Annotated in this window: 21 protein-coding genes and 1 other RNA gene; 16 read left to right on the top strand and 6 right to left on the bottom strand. The window is 68.6% G+C overall.

From position 1 onward, the window contains the following. The first annotated feature begins 20 nt into the window (after positions 1 to 20). A complete protein-coding gene (locus tag AC1DCJ_RS17180; RefSeq protein ID WP_478071481.1) occupies positions 21 to 1229 on the top strand; it encodes a hypothetical protein in 1209 nt (402 codons plus the stop codon). A 73-nt stretch (positions 1230 to 1302) separates the two neighbouring features. Here AC1DCJ_RS17180 and AC1DCJ_RS17175 read toward each other — a convergent pair whose 3' ends face one another. The 4 genes from AC1DCJ_RS17175 to AC1DCJ_RS17160 form a co-directional block, all read right to left on the bottom strand. Then, on the bottom strand, positions 1303 to 2694 hold the full coding sequence (locus tag AC1DCJ_RS17175) for an FAD-binding oxidoreductase (RefSeq protein ID WP_478071480.1): 1392 nt from the start codon (positions 2692 to 2694) through the stop codon (positions 1303 to 1305). Continuing rightward, the gene (locus AC1DCJ_RS17170; RefSeq protein ID WP_313246832.1) at positions 2694 to 3233 is read right to left on the bottom strand and encodes a metal-dependent hydrolase; all 540 of its coding nucleotides are present in this window, start codon (positions 3231 to 3233) and stop codon (positions 2694 to 2696) included. The genes AC1DCJ_RS17175 and AC1DCJ_RS17170 overlap by 1 nt, the downstream gene beginning before the upstream one ends. Positions 3234 to 3413: 180 nt before the next feature. Next, complete coding sequence (locus AC1DCJ_RS17165) at positions 3414 to 3782, bottom strand: YraN family protein (RefSeq protein WP_038690515.1); 369 nt, start codon at positions 3780 to 3782, stop codon at positions 3414 to 3416. Positions 3783 to 3787: 5 nt separating this feature from the next. After that, positions 3788 to 5509: a penicillin-binding protein activator gene (locus AC1DCJ_RS17160; protein ID WP_478071479.1), complete on the bottom strand. Its 1722-nt coding sequence runs from the start codon at positions 5507 to 5509 to the stop codon at positions 3788 to 3790. Positions 5510 to 5589: 80 nt separating this feature from the next. On the opposite strand from AC1DCJ_RS17160, the gene rsmI reads away from it, so the two are divergent. Next, positions 5590 to 6411 (top strand): 16S rRNA (cytidine(1402)-2'-O)-methyltransferase, encoded by an 822-nt coding sequence (gene rsmI / locus AC1DCJ_RS17155; RefSeq protein WP_313246829.1) that lies wholly within the window; start codon positions 5590 to 5592, stop codon positions 6409 to 6411. A gap of 316 nt (positions 6412 to 6727) precedes the next feature. Here rsmI and rnpB read toward each other — a convergent pair. Both rnpB and AC1DCJ_RS17145 read right to left on the bottom strand, forming a co-directional pair. Then, positions 6728 to 7078: RNase P RNA component class A (rnpB, locus tag AC1DCJ_RS17150), an RNA gene on the bottom strand. A 29-nt stretch (positions 7079 to 7107) separates the two neighbouring features. After that, positions 7108 to 7917: an NRDE family protein gene (locus AC1DCJ_RS17145; RefSeq protein WP_478071478.1), complete on the bottom strand. Its 810-nt coding sequence runs from the start codon at positions 7915 to 7917 to the stop codon at positions 7108 to 7110. 325 nt (positions 7918 to 8242) lie between these two features. On the opposite strand from AC1DCJ_RS17145, the gene AC1DCJ_RS17140 reads away from it, so the two are divergent. The 14 genes from AC1DCJ_RS17140 (at position 8243) to ftsZ (ending at position 24014) form a co-directional block, all read left to right on the top strand. Next, positions 8243 to 8689 carry a division/cell wall cluster transcriptional repressor MraZ gene (locus AC1DCJ_RS17140; RefSeq protein ID WP_038690512.1) on the top strand — a complete coding sequence of 149 codons (447 nt, stop codon included), beginning with the start codon at positions 8243 to 8245 and terminating at the stop codon, positions 8687 to 8689. 14 nt (positions 8690 to 8703) lie between these two features. Then, positions 8704 to 9672: a 16S rRNA (cytosine(1402)-N(4))-methyltransferase RsmH gene (gene rsmH / locus AC1DCJ_RS17135; RefSeq protein WP_478071477.1), complete on the top strand. Its 969-nt coding sequence runs from the start codon at positions 8704 to 8706 to the stop codon at positions 9670 to 9672. After that, complete coding sequence (gene ftsL / locus AC1DCJ_RS17130) at positions 9669 to 9932, top strand: cell division protein FtsL (protein WP_038690510.1); 264 nt, start codon at positions 9669 to 9671, stop codon at positions 9930 to 9932. Before rsmH ends, ftsL begins: the two co-directional genes overlap by 4 nt. Then, complete coding sequence (locus AC1DCJ_RS17125) at positions 9929 to 11773, top strand: peptidoglycan D,D-transpeptidase FtsI family protein (RefSeq protein WP_141059187.1); 1845 nt, start codon at positions 9929 to 9931, stop codon at positions 11771 to 11773. Before ftsL ends, AC1DCJ_RS17125 begins: the two co-directional genes overlap by 4 nt. Beyond that, positions 11770 to 13257 carry a UDP-N-acetylmuramoyl-L-alanyl-D-glutamate--2,6-diaminopimelate ligase gene (locus tag AC1DCJ_RS17120; RefSeq protein WP_478071476.1) on the top strand — a complete coding sequence of 496 codons (1488 nt, stop codon included), beginning with the start codon at positions 11770 to 11772 and terminating at the stop codon, positions 13255 to 13257. Before AC1DCJ_RS17125 ends, AC1DCJ_RS17120 begins: the two co-directional genes overlap by 4 nt. After that, the gene (locus AC1DCJ_RS17115; RefSeq protein WP_448135275.1) at positions 13254 to 14648 is read left to right on the top strand and encodes a UDP-N-acetylmuramoyl-tripeptide--D-alanyl-D-alanine ligase; all 1395 of its coding nucleotides are present in this window, start codon (positions 13254 to 13256) and stop codon (positions 14646 to 14648) included. Before AC1DCJ_RS17120 ends, AC1DCJ_RS17115 begins: the two co-directional genes overlap by 4 nt. Further along, positions 14638 to 15723 carry a phospho-N-acetylmuramoyl-pentapeptide-transferase gene (mraY, locus tag AC1DCJ_RS17110; protein ID WP_128097511.1) on the top strand — a complete coding sequence of 362 codons (1086 nt, stop codon included), beginning with the start codon at positions 14638 to 14640 and terminating at the stop codon, positions 15721 to 15723. Before AC1DCJ_RS17115 ends, mraY begins: the two co-directional genes overlap by 11 nt. Next, positions 15723 to 17069, top strand: coding sequence for a putative lipid II flippase FtsW (gene ftsW / locus AC1DCJ_RS17105; RefSeq protein ID WP_320491200.1), 1347 nt, complete (start codon positions 15723 to 15725; stop codon positions 17067 to 17069). The genes mraY and ftsW overlap by 1 nt, the downstream gene beginning before the upstream one ends. Further along, a complete protein-coding gene (gene murG / locus AC1DCJ_RS17100) occupies positions 17066 to 18157 on the top strand; it encodes an undecaprenyldiphospho-muramoylpentapeptide beta-N-acetylglucosaminyltransferase (protein ID WP_478071475.1) in 1092 nt (363 codons plus the stop codon). Before ftsW ends, murG begins: the two co-directional genes overlap by 4 nt. 43 nt (positions 18158 to 18200) lie before the next feature. Continuing rightward, positions 18201 to 19637, top strand: coding sequence for a UDP-N-acetylmuramate--L-alanine ligase (gene murC / locus AC1DCJ_RS17095; protein ID WP_137191040.1), 1437 nt, complete (start codon positions 18201 to 18203; stop codon positions 19635 to 19637). Further along, a complete protein-coding gene (locus AC1DCJ_RS17090) occupies positions 19634 to 20626 on the top strand; it encodes a D-alanine--D-alanine ligase (RefSeq protein WP_320491196.1) in 993 nt (330 codons plus the stop codon). The genes murC and AC1DCJ_RS17090 overlap by 4 nt, the downstream gene beginning before the upstream one ends. Further along, a complete protein-coding gene (locus AC1DCJ_RS17085) occupies positions 20623 to 21354 on the top strand; it encodes a cell division protein FtsQ/DivIB (protein ID WP_038690501.1) in 732 nt (243 codons plus the stop codon). The genes AC1DCJ_RS17090 and AC1DCJ_RS17085 overlap by 4 nt, the downstream gene beginning before the upstream one ends. Then, positions 21351 to 22586: a cell division protein FtsA gene (ftsA, locus tag AC1DCJ_RS17080; protein WP_017355446.1), complete on the top strand. Its 1236-nt coding sequence runs from the start codon at positions 21351 to 21353 to the stop codon at positions 22584 to 22586. The genes AC1DCJ_RS17085 and ftsA overlap by 4 nt, the downstream gene beginning before the upstream one ends. 195 nt (positions 22587 to 22781) lie before the next feature. Beyond that, a complete protein-coding gene (gene ftsZ, locus AC1DCJ_RS17075) occupies positions 22782 to 24014 on the top strand; it encodes a cell division protein FtsZ (protein WP_038690500.1) in 1233 nt (410 codons plus the stop codon). Positions 24015 to 24064: the final 50 nt, after the last annotated feature.

The following is a 24064-nucleotide window of genomic DNA, read 5'->3' as shown; positions in this document are numbered from 1 at the left end:
CCGATTCCCAAGGAGATCCTGTGATCGCTATTGAACGCTCCACCGCCGGCTCCGGCGCATGCGGGCCCATCGTGTGGCTGCTGGCGCTGATGATGGGCGTGCTTGTGCCCGCGCAAGCGGCCGAGTTGAACATCACCGCCGAATTCCGTCCCTCTGCACTGGACCCCGCGCATAACCGGTTCGTCAATACAACGCCCCAGTCCGGTTTCTGTGGGTCGCATCCGCAGTACTGCAGGCCCGGTGATTTCACGATCAACACCGGGATGACCGTAGCCCAGCGGCGTCTGTTCGGGGGTGGGACTGATCCGCGCGAGAAATGGTACGTGGCGGCCGATGGGAACTGGCAGGATGTGACCGTCCGCAACGCGAACAATCACGAGCTGAAGGCGCGGATCCGGCTGTTCCTCGTGGGCCTGCAATGGAACGTGGGCAATGACGGCTCTAACCCCGGCAGCTATGGCGCCGCAAGCGGCGGCTGTCGGGGTCGAAGAGGTGTTGGTTCAAATACCCTCTATCGATACGCTTGGGACGTGGCGGAAAACAATGTCGTCTGCGTCCGCTCCCCCAGAGCGGCGACTGATCGCATGGCGCGGTTGACCTTTTCCATCGGCTATTACCTTGAAACACCCAACCCGCTGCAGGCGCAGGATGGCCAGTACACCGGCAGTGTCACCTACACCGTGGGCAATGGGCAGCAGATTGATCTGGGCCAGGGCGACTATTCGGATTCCGAACTGACGTTGCAGTTGCTGCTGAACGTGGTCCACGACTTCAGGGTACAGTTTCCGGCCGACTCGCCAAGCGTACAGCTGGCACCAGAGGGGGGCTGGTCGCGCTGGATCGACCATGGGCTGCCGCCCGCGCGCTTGCGTCAGGAACTGCCCTTCCATCTGACGACCTCGATGGACTTCAGCACGAAGCTGCTGTGCGAGCATCCGGCGGGCACCGGCTGTGGCATCCGCAACCACGCGGATAACGCGGTGGTGCCGGTGGATGTCGACGTGACCATTCCCGGCATGACCAACCTCCGCGATGGCCGTCCGGCGCAGTTCACCGCGCTGTCGTCGAACGACGCACAAGCACCGCGCTTCACCCCGGACGGCTACCTGATGCAGCGGCGGTCGACGCTGCGTTTTACCGCCGAACGCGGGGCGGTGACGGAGATGCTGCGGACGCCCGGCTCACACTGGTCCGGTGACATGACCGTGGTGTTCGACGCCAACCCCTGAGCGCAGCACGCGTCGCACACGCTGGGCGTGCCGCGCGCAGCGCGGGATTCATCGCCCACATCAACGCAGGTCCTTATGCGGGCGGCAGCACCTTGCCCGGGTTTAGGATGCCGTCCGGATCCAGCGCGTGCTTGATCGCCCGCATCGCCGCCAGCGTGGCCGGGGAGAAGGCCTGGGCCATGAAATCGCGCTTGGCCAATCCGATGCCATGCTCGCCGGACAACGTGCCGCCGAGCGCCAAGGTCAGTTCAAAGATCTTCGGCAGCGCGGCATGCGCGCGTGCGTTTTCGTCGGCGTCGTCGGGGTGGTACAGGATGTTGACGTGCAGGTTGCCGTTGCCGGCATGGCCGAAGGTGACGATGGTGAGCGTGTACTCGCGCGCCAGCGCCTGCACGCCGGCCACCAGGTCGGGGATGCGCGATACCGGCACCACCACGTCTTCGTTGATCTTGCCCGGGGCGATGCTGCGCAGCGCGGGCGACAGCGCCTTGCGCGCGGCCCACAGTTTCTCGCGTGCGGCCCCTTCCATCGCCACGTCCAGCGCCAGCAGGCCGTCGCCCTCGGCGGCGGTGGCCAGTGCCTGCAGCAGGTAGGGCAGCGTGTCGTGGTCGCCGTCGGCTTCCACCAGCAGCATCGCGCCGGCCTCGGGCACGTCGGCGCCATTGCGACGCAGCAGCGCCAGGCTGCGCGCGTCCATGAATTCCAGCCGCGTGGGCACCACCGGTTGTGCCATCAGGCGCGACACGGCTGCGGCGGCGGCATCGGCATCGCGGTACAGCACGCGCAGCCCGGCCTGGGCGACCGGCAGCGGGGTGAGCTTGAGCGTGGCTTCCACGATCAGCGCCAGCGTACCTTCGCTGCCCACCAGCAGGTGGGTGAGGTCGTAGCCGGTGGCGTCCTTGGTGTAGGCGCCGCCGCAGTGGATGAGGTCGCCTGCGCCGGTGACCGCCACCAGGCCGAGCACGTTGTCGCGGCTGGTGCCGTACTTCACCGCGCGCGGGCCGCCGGCATTGCACGCCAGGTTGCCGCCGATGCTGCAGATGTCGGCGCTGGACGGGTCCGGTGCCCAGAACAGGCCGTGCGGCATCAACGCCTGCTGCAGGTCGCCGTTGAGCACGCCCGGTTCGACCACCGCGCAGCGGTTGCCGGGCTGGATCTCGAGGATGCGCGCCATGCGCGCGAACGACAGCACGATGCTGCCGTTGACCGGCACCGCCGCGCCGGTGGTGCCGGTGCCCGCGCCGCGCGCCACCAGGGCGACGTGGTGCGTGCGGCAGGCGCGGACCAGCGCTACCACCTGCTCGCGGTCACGCGGAAACGCCACGCCGAGCGGCAACTGGTTGCGCCAGGAGTTGTCCTGCGCATGGGCGGCCAGCACCGCGTCATCGGTGCGCCACCCATCGTCGCCCAGCAGGGCATGCACGGTGGACAGGAAGGCAGTGGGCAGGGCGGGGGTGGTCGGCATCAGGCATTCCGGGAATTCACAGGGGCGCGTTGGATCAGCCGCCAGCCGATCACGGCGGCGGCCAGCGGCAACCACACCCAACGCAGTTCAGACACAACAGTGGCCAGCCCGCGCGCGCTGAAGAACTGCCCGGCGAACGGCGACACGCGGATCGGGCGCCACGGCGCGAACAACCGCTCGCCACTCCATGGCCACCACAGGGCAACCCCGAGACCGCCGGAGGTGAACGCGTCCAGCAGCGGGTGCGACAGCGCACTGATGCCAACAAACGCGGCGGCCTGCACCGCACTGGCGCGCAGGCGCGTATGCAGCAGGGCAGCGAGCACGGCCAGCACCGCGGCAAACACGATCGAATGACTGGCCCCACGGTGGCCGAAGCTGTCGGCATAGGGAATGTGCAGCGCGAAGGCCAGCACATCGGCATCGGGCAGCATCGCCGCGACCACGCCAGCGGCCAGCAACGGCGCGGAGATGCGACCGCGATCGGACGCACACCACAGCGCCAACGGAATCGCCGCATGCGTGAACACACTAGGCACGCGCCACGCCCCCGGCCGCTGGCCGGCGCAAGGCAATGCCGGAATCACCCCGCCGCCCCGTAGAGCCGGGCTCTGCCCGGCTGCACGCCATCCCGGAATCACCCACATCCCACCCACCCGTAGAGCCGGGCTCTGCCCGGCTGCACGCCATCCCAAAATCATCCACATCCCACCGATCCATCAGCAATCCTCCAGCCGGAATGCATCGCGCAGCCAGTTCAACTGCGGCGGTTCCCCCCAGGCATCGATCACATCGAACCGGCAAGGCCGCGTCGCCAGGGCCGGGTGAGACGACAGAAACAGCTGCGCGGCCAGCACCAGCTTGCGCCGTTTGCGCAGGTCCACCGATGCCGCGCCGCCGCCAAACCCGGCACTGGCGCGATACCGCACTTCCACGAATACGGTGGTGTCGCCATCGCGCATGACCAGGTCCAGCTCACCGCCGCGATAGCGCGCGTTGGCGCTGATCGGCTGCAACCCGGCGTTGCACAGGTACGCCTGCGCGGCAGCTTCCACCGCCGCGCCCCGCTGCGCCCGCGCGGTTGGCATGGGGCTTAGTTGGCGCTGGCGATCGGCATCGGCCGGCCGCCGCTGAAGGTCGACCAGGCCGGCACGCGCAGCACATTGCCGTTGCTGTCCAGGAACAGCGTGCCGGTGGCGCCGGGCAGGCCGCCTTCGTTGGCCATCTTGTCCAGGTAGGCGCTGATCTTCCACGCATCGAAGCCGAACGCGAACAGGCGGCCGGCCGCGCCACGCGCCGTGGGCAGGATCTGCCCGGCGGTGCTGGCCGACGGCAGGCTCGGCACGCCACGCACGTTCCACGCTTCGTTGGGATACACGATGCCGTCCAGGGCCATGTCTTCTTCGGCCTTGCCGGCGCCCACGGTCAGCTGCGAGGTGCCCACGCGGGTAGCGCCACCGGCGCCGGCCAGTGCCAGCTGCGGTGCCAATGCGCGCGCCTGCGGGGCCTTCACCGCCAGCAGCACGCCATCGACGGCGCCGGCATTGCGGATCTGCGCGTCGATGTTGCCCACGGTTTCGCCCACGCCGATGCTGGCCACCACCTGGCCGCCACGCTGGGCGAAGCGCTCGCGGAACGCGGCGGCGGCACGGCGGCCGTTGTCGTCATTGCTGTGCACCACCAGCACCTTGCTGCGCTCGCGGCCCCGCAGGTATTCGGCGGCAATGATGCCGTCGTCTTCCGGGGCCAGCGAGAAACCGGCGCTGCCGGCCGGCGGGCTGCTCTTGCCGCGGTTCAGCGCCAGCACCGGCACGGGCAGCTGGGCGCGGCCGAACACCGCGTCCACTTCGTCGCGGCCCAGCGGACCGACCACGAAATCAACCCCGGCATTGACCGCCTTGTCGTAGGCGGCCACGGCACCGGCGGCAGTGCCGGCGGTGTCGATGAACTGGATGTCCGGGCGGCGACGGTTTTCACCGTAGTAGCCACTGAGCAGGCCGTCGCGCACCGGCTGCGCAGCGGTGGCCAGGCGGCCGCTGAGCGGCAGCAGCACGGCCATCTTCACCGGCGGGCGGTAGCCATCGCTCATGGCCGGCGGGCGCTTGCTGGTGTCGAACTGCAGGGCCTGTTCGCGATCGAACGGACGCGGCAGCGGCAGGCCACGCGCGATCAGGGCGCGGCCGGCGAAGTTGTACAGCGGCTCGTTGGCAGGCAGCGCGGCGGCACGGGCGCGCAGGGTGGCATCGTCGAGCGTGCCCAGCACGCTGGCGATGGCCTGCTGGTTGTCGATGCGGGCCTGGCCGGTGAGCGCGGCATGCGCGCGGGCGCGTTCCTGCGCGGCACCGAACAGGTCGCCGGTGGCCTGCAGCGCGTTGGCGCGGGCCAGCTGCCAGCGGGTGCGCAGCTGCGGGGCGACGTTGTCGGCCGATTCCTTCAGCAGCGCCAGGGCCTGCGCCGGTTGCTTGTCGGCCAGGGCCAGTTCGGCGCTGGTGAGGTGGTAGCGCTGCAGACTGGCGCCGTTGAGCTGGCGCGGGGTGATCTGTGCCAGCAGGGTGCGTGCGCGGGCGGTGTCGCCGGCTTCGTGCCAGGCAAACGCGGCGTCGGCCAGTGCGGCCGCGCGGGCGGCGCCCTTGAGGGTGTTGGCCAGCGCTTCCAGCTGCACGGCGGCATCGCGCGGTTTGCCTTGATCGATCAATGCCAGCGCCTGGGCCTGGGCCGGCGATTCGGGCGCGCTGGTCAGGCTCGTCGTGGCGCAGCCGGCAAGCAGCAGCAGCGACAACGACAGGGCGGACATCCGTGCGACGGGCTTGTTCATGATCAGGTCCATTCGATGGGGGCAGCGGCCAGGGCCGGGGAACGGTACGATTCTACCCTTGACCCATGAGTGACGTTGCGATGAGTGCTGTCCCCACGCTGTATGTCGTTGCCACCCCGATCGGCAACCTGGCCGACCTGACGCCCCGCGCGCAGGACGTGCTGCGCTCGGTGGCGGCGATCTGCGCGGAGGACACCCGCCGCAGCGGCCAGCTGCTGGCCCACTTCGGCATCCAGCAACCGCTGGTGGCGCTGCACGACCACAATGAAGAAGCGTTGGCGCAGCGCATCGTGGCCCGCCTGCAGGCTGGCGAATCGCTGGCGCTGGTCAGCGATGCGGGCACCCCGCTGGTGAGCGACCCGGGCTACCGGCTGGTGCGCGCCGCCCGCGAGGCGGGCATCCGGGTGAGCCCGGTGCCGGGCGCCTGCGCGGCCATTGCCGCATTGAGCGTGGCCGGCCTGCCCAGCGACCGCTTCACCTTTGAAGGCTTCCTGCCGGCCAAGGGCTCGGGCCGCCGCGAGCGCCTGCAGGGCCTGGCCGCGGAAACCCGCACGCTGGTGTTCTACGAATCCTCGCACCGCATCACCGAATCGCTGGCCGACATGGTCGCCACCTTCGGCGCCGAGCGCCCCGCCGTGCTGGCGCGCGAACTGACCAAGCTGTTTGAAACCGTGCTCGACGGCACCCTGGCTTCGCTGCTGCAGCAGGTGGAAGCCGACGACAATCAGCGCAAGGGCGAGTTCGTGGTGATGGTGCAGGGCGCCGCCGACGACGAGCAGGCCCAGCTGGCCGCAGGCCGCCGCATGTACGCCAAACTCAGCGAACACCTCCCGCCGTCGACCGCAGCCAAGCTCGCCGCCGAGATAACCGGTGCCCCCAGAAAGGCGTTGTACGGCAGTTGATCGCCCCACGTGGGCGGGGTAGAACCACCCCACGGGTGGCTGCACGCGATGCCAAAACGTAAGGCAGCCACCCATGGGGTGGCTCTACCGGATGTGCAAGCCAAGCGCGCCGCGCAGGCGCGCGGTTCACAGCAGCCGGGCAGAGCCCGGCTCTACGGGCCGTCTTCGATCAAGGGCATGCATCTGCATGACGTCATGTAGCCCCCTTTAGTAAAGGGGGCGCGGCGTACAGCCGCGGGGAATTGGATGCTGGTGGCGCCCGGGGCCCACGGTTTGCGCCGCAAACCGTGGGGCTTCATTGCAGAATGCAATGAAAGGGCGGAGCCGGCCGATAAGCCGGGTTTTGTCGTGGACAGTCATTCCTCTAGGCGCTACGTCACCGCAGCGCTCAAGCAACCTACCCGGACCCGACGCGGGCCACGCCATTAGGTCCCTATTTGGTCTTGCTCCAGGTGGGGTTTGCCGTGCCGGTCTGTTGCCAGACTCGCGGTGCGCTCTTACCGCACCATTTCACCCTTACCGGCTTCCCGAAGGAAACGTAGGCGGTATCTTTCTGTTGCACTTTCCGTCGGCTTGCGCCGCCCAGGCGTTACCTGGCACCTTGCCCTATGGAGCCCGGACTTTCCTCGGCATCCGCAAGGGATGACGCGACTGTCTGGCCGACTCCGCCGCGCGCATTTTCGCACATCCGCCGCGTTACAGGGGCGCCGCAGGCAACACCGCCGCCGCCAACGCCGGCGCGTCCCCCGCGCCCACCGCCAGCCGGGTCTCACCGATGCAACTGCCGTCCGGCCCGAACCGGCGCTCGTGGATGAAGCCCTCGCCGTTGGCATCCAGTGCGATCAGCGTGCTGGCGCGGGTGCCGTACTCCGGGCTGCGGATGAACGCCGCGCTCAGCCAGCGCTCGCGTTCCAGGCCGATGCCGGTGTCGGGCAGGGCGCTGTCGTCGGCCCGGGTTTCATCGGCCAGCGCTGCCCACAGCGGGCCCAGGTCGTCGCTGCCGCTGGCGATCCAGCCCCGCAGGGCGGCGTTCAAGCGTTCCGTCTTGGGCCACGGGGCATCCAGCGGCCCGTTGGACATGCCGTGTACGCCGGGCGCCAACGCCTGCCGGCCCGCCGGGTGGTTGCCCAGGAACTGGCAGCTGTCGCGGTCGGCCAGCAGCAGGTTGAACGGGGCGAAGTCGGCGGCGCGGGCGGCCAGCCCATCGGCGAAGCGGGCGGCCGGGGCGGCGTCACGCAGGTAGTCGGCCACCAGGGCGCCGCGGGAGGGGCCGGTCTGGCGGGCGAGCGGGTCGCGCACGTTGGTCACCACCGCCATGCGGCCGCCGGGTCCGACACCGGCCCAGGTGCCGCCCGAGCGCAGGTCGCGCCCGGCCAGCAGCCCGTGGTCGGGCGCCGGCCAGGCCGCCAGCGCGGCGGTGGGGCGGGCGTGGAACTCGTCGCGGTTGCCGGCCATCAGCAGCTGCCAGCGGGGGTGGGTCTTCCAGGCAAGGGCGAGCAGGCACATGGCCGGCATTGTGCCGGGTTTGCGCAAGGCCCGGCCAATGGCGACGGGCCTTGGCATGAATACGCGCCTATGTTTCACGCCCTCTACACGGGCCTGAACTTCGCCCCAATCTCAAAAAATGAGACGAAACAGCAACTTGTGGATAAGCCTTGAACAAGTCTCTAAACATTGCTGCAAGCCCTTGATGTTCAAAGTGATTTCCCGCTCGCAAAGTTGTTGACAACCCAATCGGCACTGCTAAGGTGGGCAACAGAGGCAAAACCGGGTTTTTTGTGGTTTTTCGTGGTTCAATGTTTCATCCGGGCGAAGGAAAGGTGCACGCGTCGTGTTTCAGGGCGAGACGGCCATCACGGTTGACGATAAAGGACGCATGGCGGTTCCCACCGCGCATCGTGACCTTGTCGCGCGTGTGAGCAACAACCGCCTGGTCCTGACCTACAACCCCTTCGAGTCCGGCTGCCTGTGGCTGTATGCCGAAACCGAGTGGGAACGGGTCCGCGACGACGTCATGGCCAAACCCAACACACAGCGCGTCGTGCGTCTGCTGCAACAGAAGCTGGTCGGCTCGGCCGCGCATCTGGAGCTGGACGGCAACGGCCGCATCAGTATTCCTGCCAGCCACCGCGGTGCCGTTGGCATTGAAAAGAAGGCGGTTCTGCTCGGCATGGGCGACAAATTCGAATTGTGGAGCGAGCAGGCACATCGCGCGTTGATCCAGCAGACGTTGTCTGACGGGGATCTGGGCGATGGGTTGCTCGACCTGAAGTTGTGAGCCGGGGTGCCCGGATGCGCGGAGCAGCGCAGACCGGTCACCTTCCGGTGTCGCAGTCGCCGGCGGGGCACCTGCCGGTTCTGTACACACAGGTCCTGGACGGCCTGAGGGTGATCGAAAACGGTACGTATCTCGATGGCACGTTTGGTCGTGGCGGTCACGCCCGCGGCGTGCTCGAGCAACTCGGTCCCGGAGGCCGGCTGCTGGTCATGGACAAGGATCCCGAAGCGATTGCGGTAGCCGAGCGCGATTTCGCGCCGGACCCGCGCGTCTCGATCTTCCGGGGCAGCTTCGCCGACCTGCTGCATTGGGACGCCGCCGCCGACGGCCTGGACGGGGTGCTGTTCGACCTGGGCGTGTCCTCGCCGCAGCTGGACGTGGCCGAGCGTGGTTTCAGCTTCGGCAAGGACGGCCCGCTGGACATGCGCATGGACCCGGACAGCGGCGAAAGCGCGGCGCAGTGGCTCAACCGTGTTGAAGAGCGCGAGCTGATGGACGTGCTGTGGACCTACGGCGAAGAGCGCCAGGGCCGCCGCATCGCCAAGGCCATCGTGGCCCGCCGCGACAAGCAGCCCTTCACCCGCACCGCCGAACTGGCCGAGCTGATCGCCTCGGTGATGCCGCGTGGCAAGGACAAGATCCACCCGGCCACGCGCAGCTTCCAGGCCATCCGCATCCACATCAACCGCGAACTGGCCGACCTTGAAGCGGGCCTGGATGCGGCGATGGCGCGGCTCAAGCCGGGTGGCCGGCTGGCGGTGATCAGCTTCCATTCGCTGGAAGACCGCATCGTCAAGCAGTTCATGAACCGCCATGCCAAGGCCCCGCCGAGCAATCGCCGGCTGCCCGAGCTGGCCGCGTTCGTGCCGACCCTGGACCTGCACGGCGGCGCCATCAAGGCCGAGGACGACGAGCTGGCGGTCAACCCGCGCTCGCGCAGTGCCGTGCTGCGCGTGGCCGAAAAGCGCGAGGTGGCCGGGTGAGTCGCCTGCTGCTCATCGTGCTGCTGGCCTGCACCGTCGCCTCGGCGATCGGGGTGGTGTTCATGCGCCACCGCCACCGCCAGACCTTCATCGAGCTGTCCAAGGTCGAGCGTGCGCGCGATGAGCTCAATATCGAATTCGGCCGCCTGCAGCTGGAGCAGGCGACCCTGGCCGAGGCGACCCGGGTTGACCGGGTGGCCCGCGAGAAGCTGGGCATGAAGTTCCCGGAAGCGGCCGACGTGGTGGTGATCCGGCCATGAACAAATCCGGTCGCAACCGCACCCGCAACAGTTTCAACCTGCGCCAGCGCCTGAAGTGGGTGGGTCTGGCGCTTGGGCTGTGCTCGGTCTCGCTGGTCGGCCGTGCCGCCTACGTGCAGATCATCAACAGCGATTTCTACCAGCGCCAGGGCGAAGCCCGGTACCTGCGCGAGCTGCCGATCAACACCTCGCGCGGCATGATCACCGACCGCAACGGCGAGCCGGTGGCGGTGTCCACCCCGGTCGCCTCGATCTGGGTCAACCCGCAGGAACTGCTGCGCTCGCCCGACCGCATTCCGGAGCTGGCCACCGCGCTGGGCATGCCGCTGGACGAGCTGACCTCCAAGCTGTCGCAGAAGTCGGACAAGGAATTCATGTACCTGCGCCGCCGGATCAACCCGGACGACGCGGAGAAAGTGGTGGCGCTGAAGATCCCGGGCGTGGCCTCGCAGCGCGAGTTCCGCCGCTTCTACCCGCAGGGTGAGGCGATGGCGCACGTGCTGGGCTTCACCAACATCGACGACCGCGGCCAGGAAGGGCTGGAGCTGGCCTTCGACGAATGGCTGCGCGGCAAGGCCGGCGCCAAGCGGGTGATCCGCAACCGCAAGGGCGACACGGTGGAGAGCGATCTGCTGCGCGCCGCCGAGCCGGGCAAGGACCTCACCCTCAGCATCGACCGCCGCATCCAGTTCCTGGCCTTCAAGGAACTGCGCAACGCGCTGATCGCCAATAAGGCGGCCGGCGGCTCGATGGTGATCATGGACGTGGCCACCGGCGAAGTGCTGGCCATGGTCAACCTGCCCACCTACAACCCCAATTCGGTCGGCGGCGCCGCCCCGGACACCCGCCGCAACCGCGCGGTGACCGACCTGGTCGAGCCCGGCTCGACCATGAAGCCGTTGACCATCGCCTCGGCGCTGCAGTCCGGCGTGGTCACCAAGGACACCACGGTGGACACCAACCCGGGCTACATGGCCGTGGGCCGGTTCACCATCAAGGACGTGCCGCGCAACAACGGCGTGCTCAACGTCACCGGCGTGATCACCCGCAGCTCGAACATCGGCGCGGCCAAGATCGCGGCCAAGATGCCCGATCAGGTGTTCTACGACCACGTCCACAGCTTCGGCTATGGCGTTGCCCCGCACAGTGGTTTTCCCGGTGAATCGGCTGGCGTGCTGCCGCGCCCGGCGCGCTGGAGCGGTTCGTCCAAGACCACGATGTCCTACGGCTACGGCCTGAATGTCACCCCGTTGCAGATCGCTACCGCTTACTCGGCGCTGGGCAACGGCGGCCGTCTGATCGCGCCGACCTTCGTCAAGGGCCAGCGCAACGAAGGCAAGCAGATCATTGACGAGAACATCGCCAAGCAGGTGGTGGCGATGATGGAAACCGTGGTCACCCAGGGCGGCGCCAAGCAGGCGGCGGTGCTGGGTTACCACGTAGCCGGCAAGACCGGTACCGCACGCAAGGCCGGCCCCGGCGGCTATGAGCGCGGGCATTACAACGCCCTGTTCGCCGGCGTGGTGCCGGCGACCAACCCGCGCTTTGCCACGGTGATCGTGATCAACGACCCGCAGGCCGGCAAGTACTACGGCGGCCTGGTGTCGGCGCCGGTGTTCCACAACGTGATGGAAGGCGCGCTGCGCCTGATGGACGTGCCGCCGGACGACATCGAGTCGTGGCTGGCCGCCCAGCAGTCCGGAAAGCTGGGGCATACCGCCTCGTCGTTGCCGGTGCCGCCGCCGGAAACGGTGATCGCCCCGGATGCCGCCGCCGAATTCGATGCCGCGCTGCCCAGCGCGCACGCCACGGTGCCGCCCGCGCAGGGAGGCACCCAATGAGCCAGACGATGTTGCTTTCGCAGTTGATTCCCGATGTGGTGCTGAGCCACGACCCGTCCATCACCGGCCTGGTGCTGGACAGCCGCGCCGTGCGCCCGGGCAATGCCTTCGTGGCGATCGCCGGCTTCGGCGCGCATGGCCTGGGCTTCGTCGCACAGGCGCAGGCCAATGGCGCCGGCGCGATCCTGTTCGAGCCGCCAGCACCGGCCGAGCTGCCGGCCCCGGCCGACGCCATCGCCGTGCCCGGCCTGCGTACGCGCATGGGCGCGATGGCCGACCAGTTCCACGGCCATCCGTCGCGTGCGATGACGATGGTGGGCGTGACCGGCACCAACGGCAAAACCTCCACCGTGCAGCTGCTGGCCCAGGCCTGGCACCTGCTCGGCACCGCCAGTGGCAGTATCGGCACGCTGGGCGTGGGCCTGTATGGCCACGTGGTGCCGACCGGCTTCACCACGCCGCTGGTTTTGCAGATGCATGAAGTGCTGGCGCAGCTGCGCGACGACGGCGCACGCGCGGTGGCGATGGAAGTCAGCTCGCACGCGCTGGACCAGGGCCGCGTGGATGCCGTGCACTATGACGTGGCGGTGTTCACCAACCTCACCCGCGATCATCTCGATTACCACGGCGACATGGCGCAGTACGGCGCGGCCAAGGCCAAGCTGTTCCACCGCGATGGCCTCAAGGCCGCGGTGGTCAACCTGGACGACAGCTTCGGCAGCGAACTGCTGCGCACTGTCGATGCCTCGGTACGCCAGATCGGGCTGAGCTCGCGCGGTGCACAGCAGGCAACGCTGCGCGCCGATTCGCTGATGCTGGATGGCCGCGGCATCGCCTTCGATCTGGTGGTCGATGGCGCGCGCTACCCGGTGCAGTCGCCGCTGCTGGGTCGCTTCAATGTGGACAACCTGCTGGCCGTGGCCGGCGCCCTGTATGCGCTGGACAATGCGCCGGCGGACATCGCCGCGCTGCTGTCGCAGCTGCAGCCGATTGCCGGGCGCATGAACCGGCTCGGCGGCGAGCACGGCCTGCCCACCGTGGTGGTCGACTATGCCCACACCCCCGACGCGCTGGAACAGGCGCTGGCCAGCCTGCACGACCACCTGGCCGGGCGCCTGGTCTGCGTGTTCGGCTGCGGCGGCGAGCGTGATACCGGCAAACGGCCGCAGATGGCCGCCATTGCCGAGCGCGGCGCCACCGTGGTGATCGTCACCGACGACAATCCGCGCGGCGAAGACGGCGACGTGATCGTGGCCGACATCGTGGCCGGACTGGCCAATCCCGCCGCCGCCATCGTGCAGCGCGACCGCGCCGCCGCCATCGCCACGGCGATCGGCCTGGCCGGTGCCGGCGACATCGTGCTGATTGCCGGCAAGGGCCACGAGCCCTACCAGGAAGTGCACGGTATCCGGCACGTCTTCGACGACACCGAGGTGGCGGGCCGCGTGCTGGCCGCGCGTGCCGCGCAGGAGGTCGCAGAATGAAGCGCACCCCGCTGTCGCTGATCGCGCATTGGGCCGGTGGCGAGATCCATGGCGACGACACCGCCATCGACGCCATCAGCAAGGACACCCGCACGCTTGCCCCGGGCAGCCTGTACGTGGCGCTGCGTGGCGACCGCTTCGACGGCCATGATTTCGCCGCCGATGCCGTCGCGCGCGGAGCCTCGGCGATGCTGGTCGAGCGCCTGTTGGACGTGGCGCTGCCGCAGATCCTGGTCGCCGACACCCAGCACGCGCTGGGCCGCATTGCCCACGGAATGCAGCGCGACCGCGCCGCCGGTGTGTTCGCCATCACCGGCAGCAACGGCAAGACCAGCGTCAAGACGCTGCTGCTGGCGATCCTGCAGCAGGTGGCACGCGAAGAACACAAGGTGGTGTACGCCAACCCGGGCAATCTCAACAACGAGATCGGCCTGCCGCTGGCGGTGCTGGATGCCCCCGAAGACGCCGATTTCGCCGTCTACGAGATGGGCGCCGGCAAGCCGGGCGACATCGCCTACCTGACCGACATCGTGCGCCCGCGGTACGCGCTGGTGAACAACATCGCCCCGGCCCACCTGGAGCGGATGGGCAGCCTGCAGGGCGTGGCCACCACCAAGGGTGCGATCTACGCAGCGCTGCCGGCCGATGGCGTGGCGGTGATCAACGCCGACGACGCCTTCGGCATCTGGTTCGAGCAGCACATCGTGGGCCAGCCGCCGCGCTGCCGCGTGCTGCGCTACGGCCTGGACCACAGCGCCGACGTGAGCGCGCTGGCGATCCGCCCGAGCGCCACCGGCAGCCAGTTCCTGCTCACGAGTCCGACAGGGAGCGTGGAAATCGCGCTGGCCCTGCCGGGGCGCCACAACATCAGCAACGCGTTGGCCGCCGCCTCGCTGGCGCTGGCCGCCGGCATCGGCCTGGACCAGATCGCGCTGGGCCTGGCCCGCGCCGAACCGGTGCCGGGCCGCCAGGTTGCGCACCAGCTGCCCAACGGCGCGGTGCTGATCGATGACAGTTACAACGCCAACCCCGGCTCGCTGGCCGCGGCGATCGACGCGCTGGCCGGCGGCAAGGATGAAGGCTGGCTGGTGCTGGGCGACATGCGCGAACTGGGCCCGGACGGGCAGGCGCTGCATGCCCAGGCCGGTCGCCGCGCACGCGATGCCGGGATCAAGCGCCTGTACACGCTGGGGCCGCTGAGCGCCGCCGCATCGAGCGCCTTCGGCGACGGCGGCCGGCACTTCCAGGACCACGACACGCTGGCCGCCGCGCTTGCCTCCGACCTGCATGCTGGCGTGCGCTGCCTGGTCAAGGGCTCGCGCGGCAGCGCCATGGACAAAATTGTGAAAGCGCTGTTGGCGCGAGGAGAGGAAACCCCCCATGTTGCTTGAACTGGCCCGATGGTTGCAGCAATTGGAGAGCCTGTTCGGGCTGTTCGGCTATCTGACGCTGCGCGGCATTCTTGCCGCGTTGACCGCGCTGTTCCTGTCGCTGTGGCTGGGCCCGGCGATGATCCGCAAGCTGGCCCAGTTCAAGGGCGGCCAGCCGATCCGCAAGGACGGCCCGCAGACCCACTTCTCCAAGGCCGGCACGCCGACCATGGGTGGCTCGCTGATCCTGCTCACCATCACCTTGTCGGTGCTGCTGTGGGCCGACCTGCGCAACCGCTACGTGTGGGTGGTGCTGGCGGTGATGCTGTGCTTCGGCGCGATCGGCTGGTACGACGACTGGATCAAGATCGTGCGGCGCGACCCGAACGGCCTGAAGTCGCGCTGGAAGTACCTGCTGCAGTCCATCTTCGGCCTGGCCGCCGGCCTGTTCCTGTTCTACACCGCTGACGTCCCCGCCGCGCTGACCTTCTACATCCCGATGTTCAAGTCGGTGGCGCTGCCGCTGGCCGGGATCAGCTTCGTGGCCATTGCCTACTTCTGGATCGTCGGCTTCTCCAACGCGGTGAACCTGACCGACGGCCTGGACGGCCTGGCGATCATGCCGACCGTACTGGTGGCATGCGCGCTGGGCGTGTTCGCCTATGCCTCGGGCAACGTGGTGTTCTCCAACTACCTGCAGATTCCGCAGATTCCCGGGGCCGGTGAACTGGTCATCATCTGCGCGGCCATTGCCGGTGCGGGCCTGGGCTTCCTGTGGTTCAACACCTACCCGGCCATGGTGTTCATGGGCGACATCGGCGCGCTGGCGCTGGGTGCGGTGCTGGGCACCATCGCCGTGATCACCCGCCAGGAGCTGGTGCTGGTGATCATGGGCGGCGTGTTCGTGATTGAAACGCTGTCGGTGATGATCCAGGTCGCCTCATTCAAGCTGACCGGCAAGCGCGTGTTCAAGATGGCGCCCATCCACCACCACTTCGAACTGAAGGGCTGGCCGGAGCCGCGCGTGATCGTGCGCTTCTGGATCATCTCGGTGGTGCTGGTGCTGATCGGCCTGGCCACGTTGAAGGTCCGCTGATGAACGACCTGTCGCGCCAGGCAACCCGCCTTGAAGCCATCGGAGGTCACTTCGACAAGTGGCTGCTGGGCGCGATCATCGCGCTCACCGGGCTGGGCGTGGTGATGGTCGCGTCGAGCTCGATCGCCTTGATGAGCAGTCCGTTCTACTACCTCAACCGCCACCTGATCTTCCTGGCCATCGGCATCGTGCTGGCGGGCATCGCCATGCGCACCGAGCTCAAGAGCATCGAGCAGTACAACCAGGTGCTGCTGCTGGGCTGCTTCGCGCTGCTGGTGGTGGTGTTCGTGCCCGGCCTGGGCAGCAGCGTCAACGGCGCCCGGCGCTGGATCAACCTGGGCATCTCCAAGTTCCAGACGGTCGAAGCGGTCAAGGTGCTCTACATCGTGTGGCTGTCCAGCTACCTGGTGCGCTTCCGCGACGAGGTCAACGCCACCTGGCCGGCGATGCTCAAGCCGCTCGGCGTGGCCGGTGCGCTGGTGGTGCTGCTGCTGCTGCAGCCCGACTTCGGGTCGTCCACGCTGCTGCTGGCCATCACCGCCGGCATGCTGGTGCTGGGCGGGGTCAACATGCCGCGCATGTCCATGCCGGTGATCATCGGCATGGTGGGCATGAGCGCGCTGGCGATCATCGAACCCTACCGCATGCGCCGCATCACCTCCTTCCTGGACCCGTGGGCCGACCAGCAGGGCGACGGCTACCAGCTGTCCAACGCGCTGATGGCCGTGGGCCGCGGCGAGTGGACCGGCGTGGGCCTGGGCAACTCGGTGCAGAAGCTGTACTACCTGCCCGAAGCGCATACCGACTTCATCTTCTCGGTCACCGCCGAGGAGCTGGGCTTCATCGGCACCTGCCTGATCATCGCGCTGTACGCACTGCTGGTGGGTCGCACCTTCTGGCTGGGCATGCGCTGCGTGGAAATGAAGCGCCACTTCTCCGGCTACATCGCCTTCGGCATCGGCCTGTGGATCAGCATGCAGAGCTTCGTCTCGATCGGGGTCAACCTGGGCATCCTGCCGACCAAGGGCCTGACCCTGCCGCTGATTTCCTCCGGTGGCTCCAGCGTGCTGATGACCTGCGTGGCGATGGGGCTGCTGCTGCGCGTGTCCTATGAACTGGATCGCGCCGAGCGCCGCCAGGCGGTGCGCATGGGCGCGGCCGAAGGCGACGAACCGATGGACCCCGAGCCGGGCAGGGGCGCCAGTGCCTCGTCCGTGGCCGCCGCCATGCAGGACACCAAGGCCCATGACGGCAGCCCGCGTGATGGCCTGCCGCGTGACAGCGCCTCGCGTGGCACCAGCCGCATGCAGCAGCGCATCGAACCGACGTTGGGGAGGATGGGATGAACACCCAACCCGCTTCCTCCGAGCGCCCGGTGATGATCATGGCCGGCGGCACCGGCGGCCACATCTTCCCCGGCCTGGCCGTGGCCAAGGTGCTGCGTGCGCGCGGCATTCCGGTGACCTGGCTGGGCAGCGACGGCGGCATGGAAACGCGCCTGGTGCCGCAGCACGACATCCACATCGACACGCTGGCCATCAGCGGCCTGCGCGGCAAGGGCAAGCTGGCCCTGCTCGGCGCGCCGGGCCGCCTGCTGCGCGCGGTGCGCGCGGCCGGCTTCCTGATCCGCGACCGCCAGCCGCGTGCGGTGGTGTCCTTTGGCGGCTTTGCGTCCGGTCCCGGTGGCCTGGCCGCGCGCCTGCACGGGCTGCCGCTGCTGGTGCACGAGCAGAACCGGGCGCCGGGCCTGACCAACCGCGTGCTGTCGCGCTTCGCGCGCCGCGTGCTGACCGGCTTCCCGGGCAGCTTCGCCCAGCGCGAAGAAGCCGTGGGCAACCCGGTACGTGCCGAGATCGCCGCGATCACGCCGCCCGACGTGCGCCTGGCCAACCGCCAGGGGCCGCTGCGCCTGCTGGTGCTCGGCGGCAGTCAGGGCGCGCGCGTGCTCAACAACGCCGTGCCGAAGGCGCTGGCCGCACTGGGCAGCGCTGTCGCCATCGACGTGCGCCACCAGAGCGGCGAGAAGCTGCATGCCGAAGCCGTCAGCGCTTACCAGGCCGCCGGTGTCACCGCGCGCGTGGATGCGTTCATTGCCGACATGGCCGAGGCATTCGCCTGGGCCGATCTGGTGGTGTGCCGTGCCGGCGCCTCGACCCTGGCCGAGCTGTGCGCGGTGGGCGTGGGCAGCGTGCTGGTGCCCTTCGCCGCTGCCGTGGATGACCACCAGACCCGCAACGCGGAGTACCTGGTCGACCGTGGCGCGGCCGTGTTGCTGAAGCAGGATGAAACGCTGGCCACGCACCTGGAAGGCGTGCTGCGCGATTTGTCCGAAAATTCCGCCCGTCGCATGCAGATGGCCAATGCCGCGCGTGCCCTGGCCAAGGTCGATGCCGCAGAGCGCATCGCCGACATCATCCTCGAGGAATCCAAATGAAGACCGCCACGCGCCATCGCGCCTGCCCGACGCGGGGCCGCGCATGATCCGCCGCCTGCACGACACCAACGACCTGGTGCGCGCCTTCCCGCGCGTGCACTTCGTCGGCATCGGCGGCACCGGCATGAGCGGCATCGCCGAAGTGATGCTGACCCTGGGCTATGAAGTGTCCGGGTCGGACAACGCCGACAACACCGCCACCCGCCGCCTGGCCAGCCTGGGCGCGCGCGTGATGCGCGGCCATTCGGCCGCCAACGTGCTGGGCACCGATTGCGTGGTGGTGTCCAGCGCGATCCGCGACGACAACCCCGAGCTGATGGAAGCGCGCAGCCAGCGCATTCCGATCATGCCGCGCGCGGCGATGCTGGCCGAGCTGATGCGCTTCCGCCGCGGCATCGCGGTGGCCGGCACCCACGGCAAGACCACCACCACCAGCCTGACCGCGGCGGTGCTGAGCGAAGGCGGGCTGGACCCGACCTTCGTGATCGGCGGCCAGTTGCTGGCGGCCGGCGCGAACGCCAAGCTCGGCAGCGGCCAGTGGCTGGTGGCCGAAGCCGACGAAAGCGATGGCAGCTTCCTGCGGCTGAACCCGCTGGTCTCGGTGATCACCAACATCGATTCGGACCACCTGGAAAACTACGGCAACGATTTCGCCCGCGTCCAGGCCGCCTTCGCCGAATTCCTGCAGCGCCTGCCGTTCTACGGCCTGGCGGTGCTGTGCATCGACGATCCGGAAGTGGCCGCATTGGCTGCGCAGACGCCGCGCCATGTCATGAGCTACGGCATGAGCAGCAACGCCGACGTGCGCGCCGAGGACGTGGTCCAGGACGGCCCGCGCATGCGCTTCACCCTGCGCCTGCCCGAAGGCAGCAGCTACCCGGTCACGCTGGCCCTGCCGGGTGCGCACAACGTGCTCAACGCGTTGGCCGCCGCCGCCGTGGGCTGGCAGCTGGGCGTCGCCCCGGACGCCATCGCCCGCGCGCTGGAGAGCTTTGCCGGCATCGGCCGCCGCTTCAATGATCTGGGCATCGTCACCACCCACAGCGGTGCGCGGGTACGCCTGATCGACGACTACGGTCACCACCCGCGCGAGTTGGCGGCGGTGTTTGCCGCTGCCCGTGGCGGCTGGCCGGACCAGCGCCTGGTAGTGGCATTCCAGCCGCACCGCTACAGCCGTACCCGCGACCAGTTCGACGCCTTTGCCGCGGTGCTGTCCGAAGTGGATGCGCTGGTGCTGAGCGAGGTCTACCCGGCCGGCGAAGCGCCGATCCCGGGCGCCGACTCGCGTTCGCTGGCGCGCGCCATCCGCGCGCGCGGCCGCAGCGAGCCGGTCGTGGTGGGTCATACCGCCGAACTGTCGCACGTGCTGCCCGACGTGCTGCAGGACGGCGACCTGTTGTTGCTGATGGGTGCCGGCGATATCGGCCACGTGGCCCAGCTGATCGCAACCGAAGGCTTCACGGAGACCCCGGCAGCATGAACCCGATCTTCTTCCCGTCGCTGCGCGTCACCGACCCGGCCGTGTTCGGCCGCGTCGCGGTGCTGCTGGGCGGTACCTCCAGCGAACGCGAGGTGTCGCTCGACTCGGGCCGCAACGTGATCGCCGCGCTGCGCGCGCGCGGCGTCGACGCGGTGGCCGTGGACGGCATCCCGGCGCTGGCGCTGGCGCTGGTTGAAAAGCGTTTCGACCGCGTCTTCAACATCCTGCACGGCCACAACGGCGGCGGTGAGGACGGCATCGTGCAGGGGCTGATGGACGCCTTCGGCGTGCCGTACACCGGCTCCAAGGTGCTCGGCTCTGCGCTGAGCATGGACAAGATCCGCACCAAGCAGGTGTGGTTGTCGCTGGGCCTGCCCACGCCGCGCTACGTCAAGCTGGTGGAGGGCGTGGAAGTGCACGCCGCCGCCGCAGAGCTCGGCCTGCCGGTGGTGGTCAAGCCGGCCAACGAAGGCTCCAGCGTGGGCATCAGCCGGGTCAGCGATGACGCCGGCCTGGACGACGCCGTGGCCCTGGCCGCGCGCTACGACGGCCAGCTGCTGATGGAACAGATGGTGGTGGGCGACGAGCTCACCGTGGCGATCCTGGGCGACCAGGCGCTGCCGTCGATCCGCATCGTGCCCAAGGGCCAGTGGTACGACTACAACGCCAAGTACATCGCCGAGGACACCCAGTACCTGTGCCCCGGCCTGGACGGCGATGACGAAGCCGAGATCCGCCGCATCGCGCTGGCTGCCTTCCAGGCCGCCGGCTGCCACGGCTGGGGCCGGGTGGACGTCATGCGCGACCGCGACAGCGGCCGCTTCTACCTGCTGGAAGTGAACACCGCGCCGGGCATGACCAGTCATTCGCTGGTGCCCAAGGCCGCCGCGCAGGCCGGCATCGGCTTCGAGGAACTGGTCTGGCGCGTGCTGGAACAGACCTTGCCGATCAACCTGCAGGACCTGGACAGGGAGCGTGCCCACGCATGAACGCGGTGCTGCGCATCTTCGTCTGGTTGCTGGCCCTGTCGGTCGTAGCGCTGCCCGTGGTGGCGGTGCTCAACGGCTGGGTCGGTGCCGAACGCTGGCCGTTGGCCAAGCTGCGCGTGCACGCCGAGTTCAAGCGGGTGCCGGCCGAACAGCTGCAGCAGGTGGTGCTGCCGTACGCCAAGGCCGGGTTCTTCGCGGTCAAGCTGCAGGATGCGCAGGACGCCATCGAGCAGCTGCCGTGGGTGGAAAGCGCGCAGGTGCGCAAGCAGTGGCCCGACGTGCTGGAAATCAGCCTGGTCGAGCACAAACCGTTCGCGCGCTGGGGCAACGACCGCCTGCTGTCCGAGCAGGGCAAGCTGTTTGCGACGCCCAAGAAGCTGCAGGACCTGGCACTGCCCGACCTGGATGGTCCGGATAGCCAGACCGAGGAAGTGGTGGCGCTCTACAACGATGCACGGGCGCTGTTCGCGCCGGCCGGGGTGGACGTCAAGCGGGTCAGCATGGACGCACGTGGCAGCTGGTCGCTGCTGCTCAGCAATGGCACCGAAGTGGTGGTGGGCCGCGATGACGCACGTTCGCGCCTGCAGCGTTTCGTGCGCGTGCTGCCGCAGCTGAGCAACCAAGCGGCGCCGATCGAACGCGCCGACCTCCGATATACCAATGGTTTCACGCTGAGCTGGGGTACCCCGGCCGCAACCGCGCCAAAGCCGGCGCAGGACAGGACATGAATCGCAAGGGTGACAAATCACTGATCGTTGGCCTGGATATCGGCACCTCCAAGGTGGTGGCGCTGGTCGGCGAGTATTCGCCGGGCAATCCGATCGAGGTCATCGGCATCGGCTCGCACGAATCGCGCGGGCTCAAGCGCGGCGTGGTGGTGGACATCGAATCCACCGTGCAGTCGATCCAGCGCGCGGTGGAAGAGGCCGAGCTGATGGCCGGCTGCGAGATCCGCTCGGTGTATGCCTCGATCTCGGGCAACCACGTGCAGTGCAAGAACTCCCCCGGCATCGTGCCGATCCGCGACGGTGAAGTGACCTGGGGCGACCTGGACCGGGTACTCGACGCGGCCAAGGCGGTGGCGATCCCGGCCGACCAGAAGATCCTGCATGCGATCCCGCGCGAATACGTGCTGGACGATTCGCAGGAAGGCATCCGCAACCCGGTCGGCATGACCGGCGTGCGCCTGGAGGTGCATGCGCACCTGGTGGTGTGCGCGCAGTCGGCCGCGGCCAACATCTCCAAGTGCGTGCAGCGCTGCGGCCTGCAGGTGGACGACCTGGTGCTGTCTTCGCTGGCCTCCAGCGTCGCGGTGCTCACCGCCGACGAGCGCGAGCTCGGCGTGGTGCTGGTCGACATGGGCGCCGGCACCACCGACCTGGCCGTGTTCGTGCAGGGCGCGATCTGCCATACCGCCTCGCTGCCGATCGCCGGTGACCACGTCACCAACGACATCGCCCACATGCTGCGCACGCCCACCCCGGAAGCGGAGCAGATCAAGGTGCGTTACGCCTGCGCGCTGGCCCAGCTGGCCACCGCCGAGGAAAGCATCCAGGTACCCAGCGTCGGCGATCGTCCGCCGCGCCGGATGCCGCGCCACGCCCTGGCCCAGGCCGTGCAGGGCCGCTATGAAGAAATTTTCGAGATGGTGCAGGCCGAACTGCGTCGCTCCGGTTTCGAGGAACTGGTGCGCGCCGGCATGGTGCTCACCGGCGGTGCCTCGAAGATGGAAGGCGTGGTCGAACTGGCCGAGGAAATGCTGCAGATGCCGGTGCGCGTGGGCATTCCGCAGCACGTCACCGGCCTGGGCGAAGTGGTGGGCAATCCGGTGCACGCCACCGGCGTTGGCCTGCTGCTGATGGGCAGCCAGATCGAACACCCGCGCCGTCCGTCGCTGCCCACCGGGCGCGCGGGCAGCATGTTCAAAAAACTCAAAACCTGGTTCCGCGGCGAATTCTGACGCGGCCCGCGGTAGAGCCGACCGTTGGTCGGCTGCATCACCTGCACCCCCGCACCACTGCAACGCAACGCACCACCGCAACACGGCAGCACCGGCAACACACAACCCACACAGCCGCAACGGCAACATGACGCGCGAAAGGCAGGAGGCCTGACCGCCCATGCCACCGAAAGCGGATACAACGAGGACACGGACATGGCGCATTTCGAACTGATTGAAAAGATGGCACCCAATGCGGTGATCAAGGTGATCGGCGTGGGCGGCGGCGGCGGTAACGCCGTGGCGCACATGGTCAGCACCAGTGTGGACGGCGTGGAATTCATCACCGCCAACACCGACTCGCAGGCCATCAAGAATTGCGGTGCCAAGCTGCAGCTGCAGCTGGGTACCAACGTCACCAAGGGCCTGGGCGCAGGCGCGAACCCGGAAGTCGGCCGCCAGGCCGCGCTGGAAGACCGCGAACGCATCATGGACGCGCTGCAGGGTGCGGACATGGTGTTCATCACCGCCGGCATGGGCGGCGGCACCGGCACCGGTGCAGCACCGGTGGTGGCACAGCTGGCCAAGGAGATGGGCATCCTGACCGTCGCCGTGGTCACCAAGCCGTTCCCGTTCGAAGGCCGTCGCCGCATGCAGGTCGCGCTGAAGGGCATCGAGGAACTGAGCCAGCATTGCGATTCGCTGATCACCATTCCCAACGAAAAGCTGATCACCGTGCTGGGCCGCAACGCCACCATGATCCAGGCCTTCCGCGCCGCCAACGACGTGCTGCAGGGCGCCGTGCAGGGCATCGCCGACCTGATCGTGCGTCCGGGCCTGATCAACGTCGACTTCGCCGACGTGCGCACCGTCATGTCCGAAATGGGCCTGGCAATGATGGGTACCGGCACCGCACGTGGCGATGACCGCGCCCAGGCCGCTGCCGAAGCCGCCATCCAGAACCCGCTGCTGGACGATGTGAACCTGGCTGGTGCCAACGGCATCCTGGTCAACATCACCGCCGGCGCCGACTTCACCATGGCCGAGTTCGACGAGATCGGCCGCACCATCGATGGCTTCGCCTCCGAAGATGCCACCGTGGTCGTGGGTACGGTGCTGGACCCGGACATGCAGGACGAAGTCCGCGTGACCGTGGTGGCCACCGGCCTGAACCGTGTCGTGGCGTCCAAGACCCAGCGTCCGGGCGAGCGCGCACCGATCAAGCTGGTCCGCAACGCCACCACCGGCCAGCCGGAGTTCGGCGAGTTCGACACCGGCGGTGATGCGGTCTCCAAGGCGGTCGGCGGGATGGGCATGGGCATGGGCCTGCGTCGTCCGAGCGCCGATACCCCGGCGTCGTCGGCTCCGTCGTCGTCCGGCCCGGCGGCTGCTGAACTGCCCAACGATTACCTGGACATCCCGGCGTTCCTGCGCCGCCAGGCGGACTGAGGACTGCATGCCGGGGCCTTGTCCTCCCCGGTAGGCGCCTCCATGTCCCT

This window comes from Stenotrophomonas sp. 10N36 (assembly GCF_056395005.1).
Note: the sequence above shows the minus strand (reverse complement) of the source record. Positions and strands in the feature narration are given on the sequence as shown.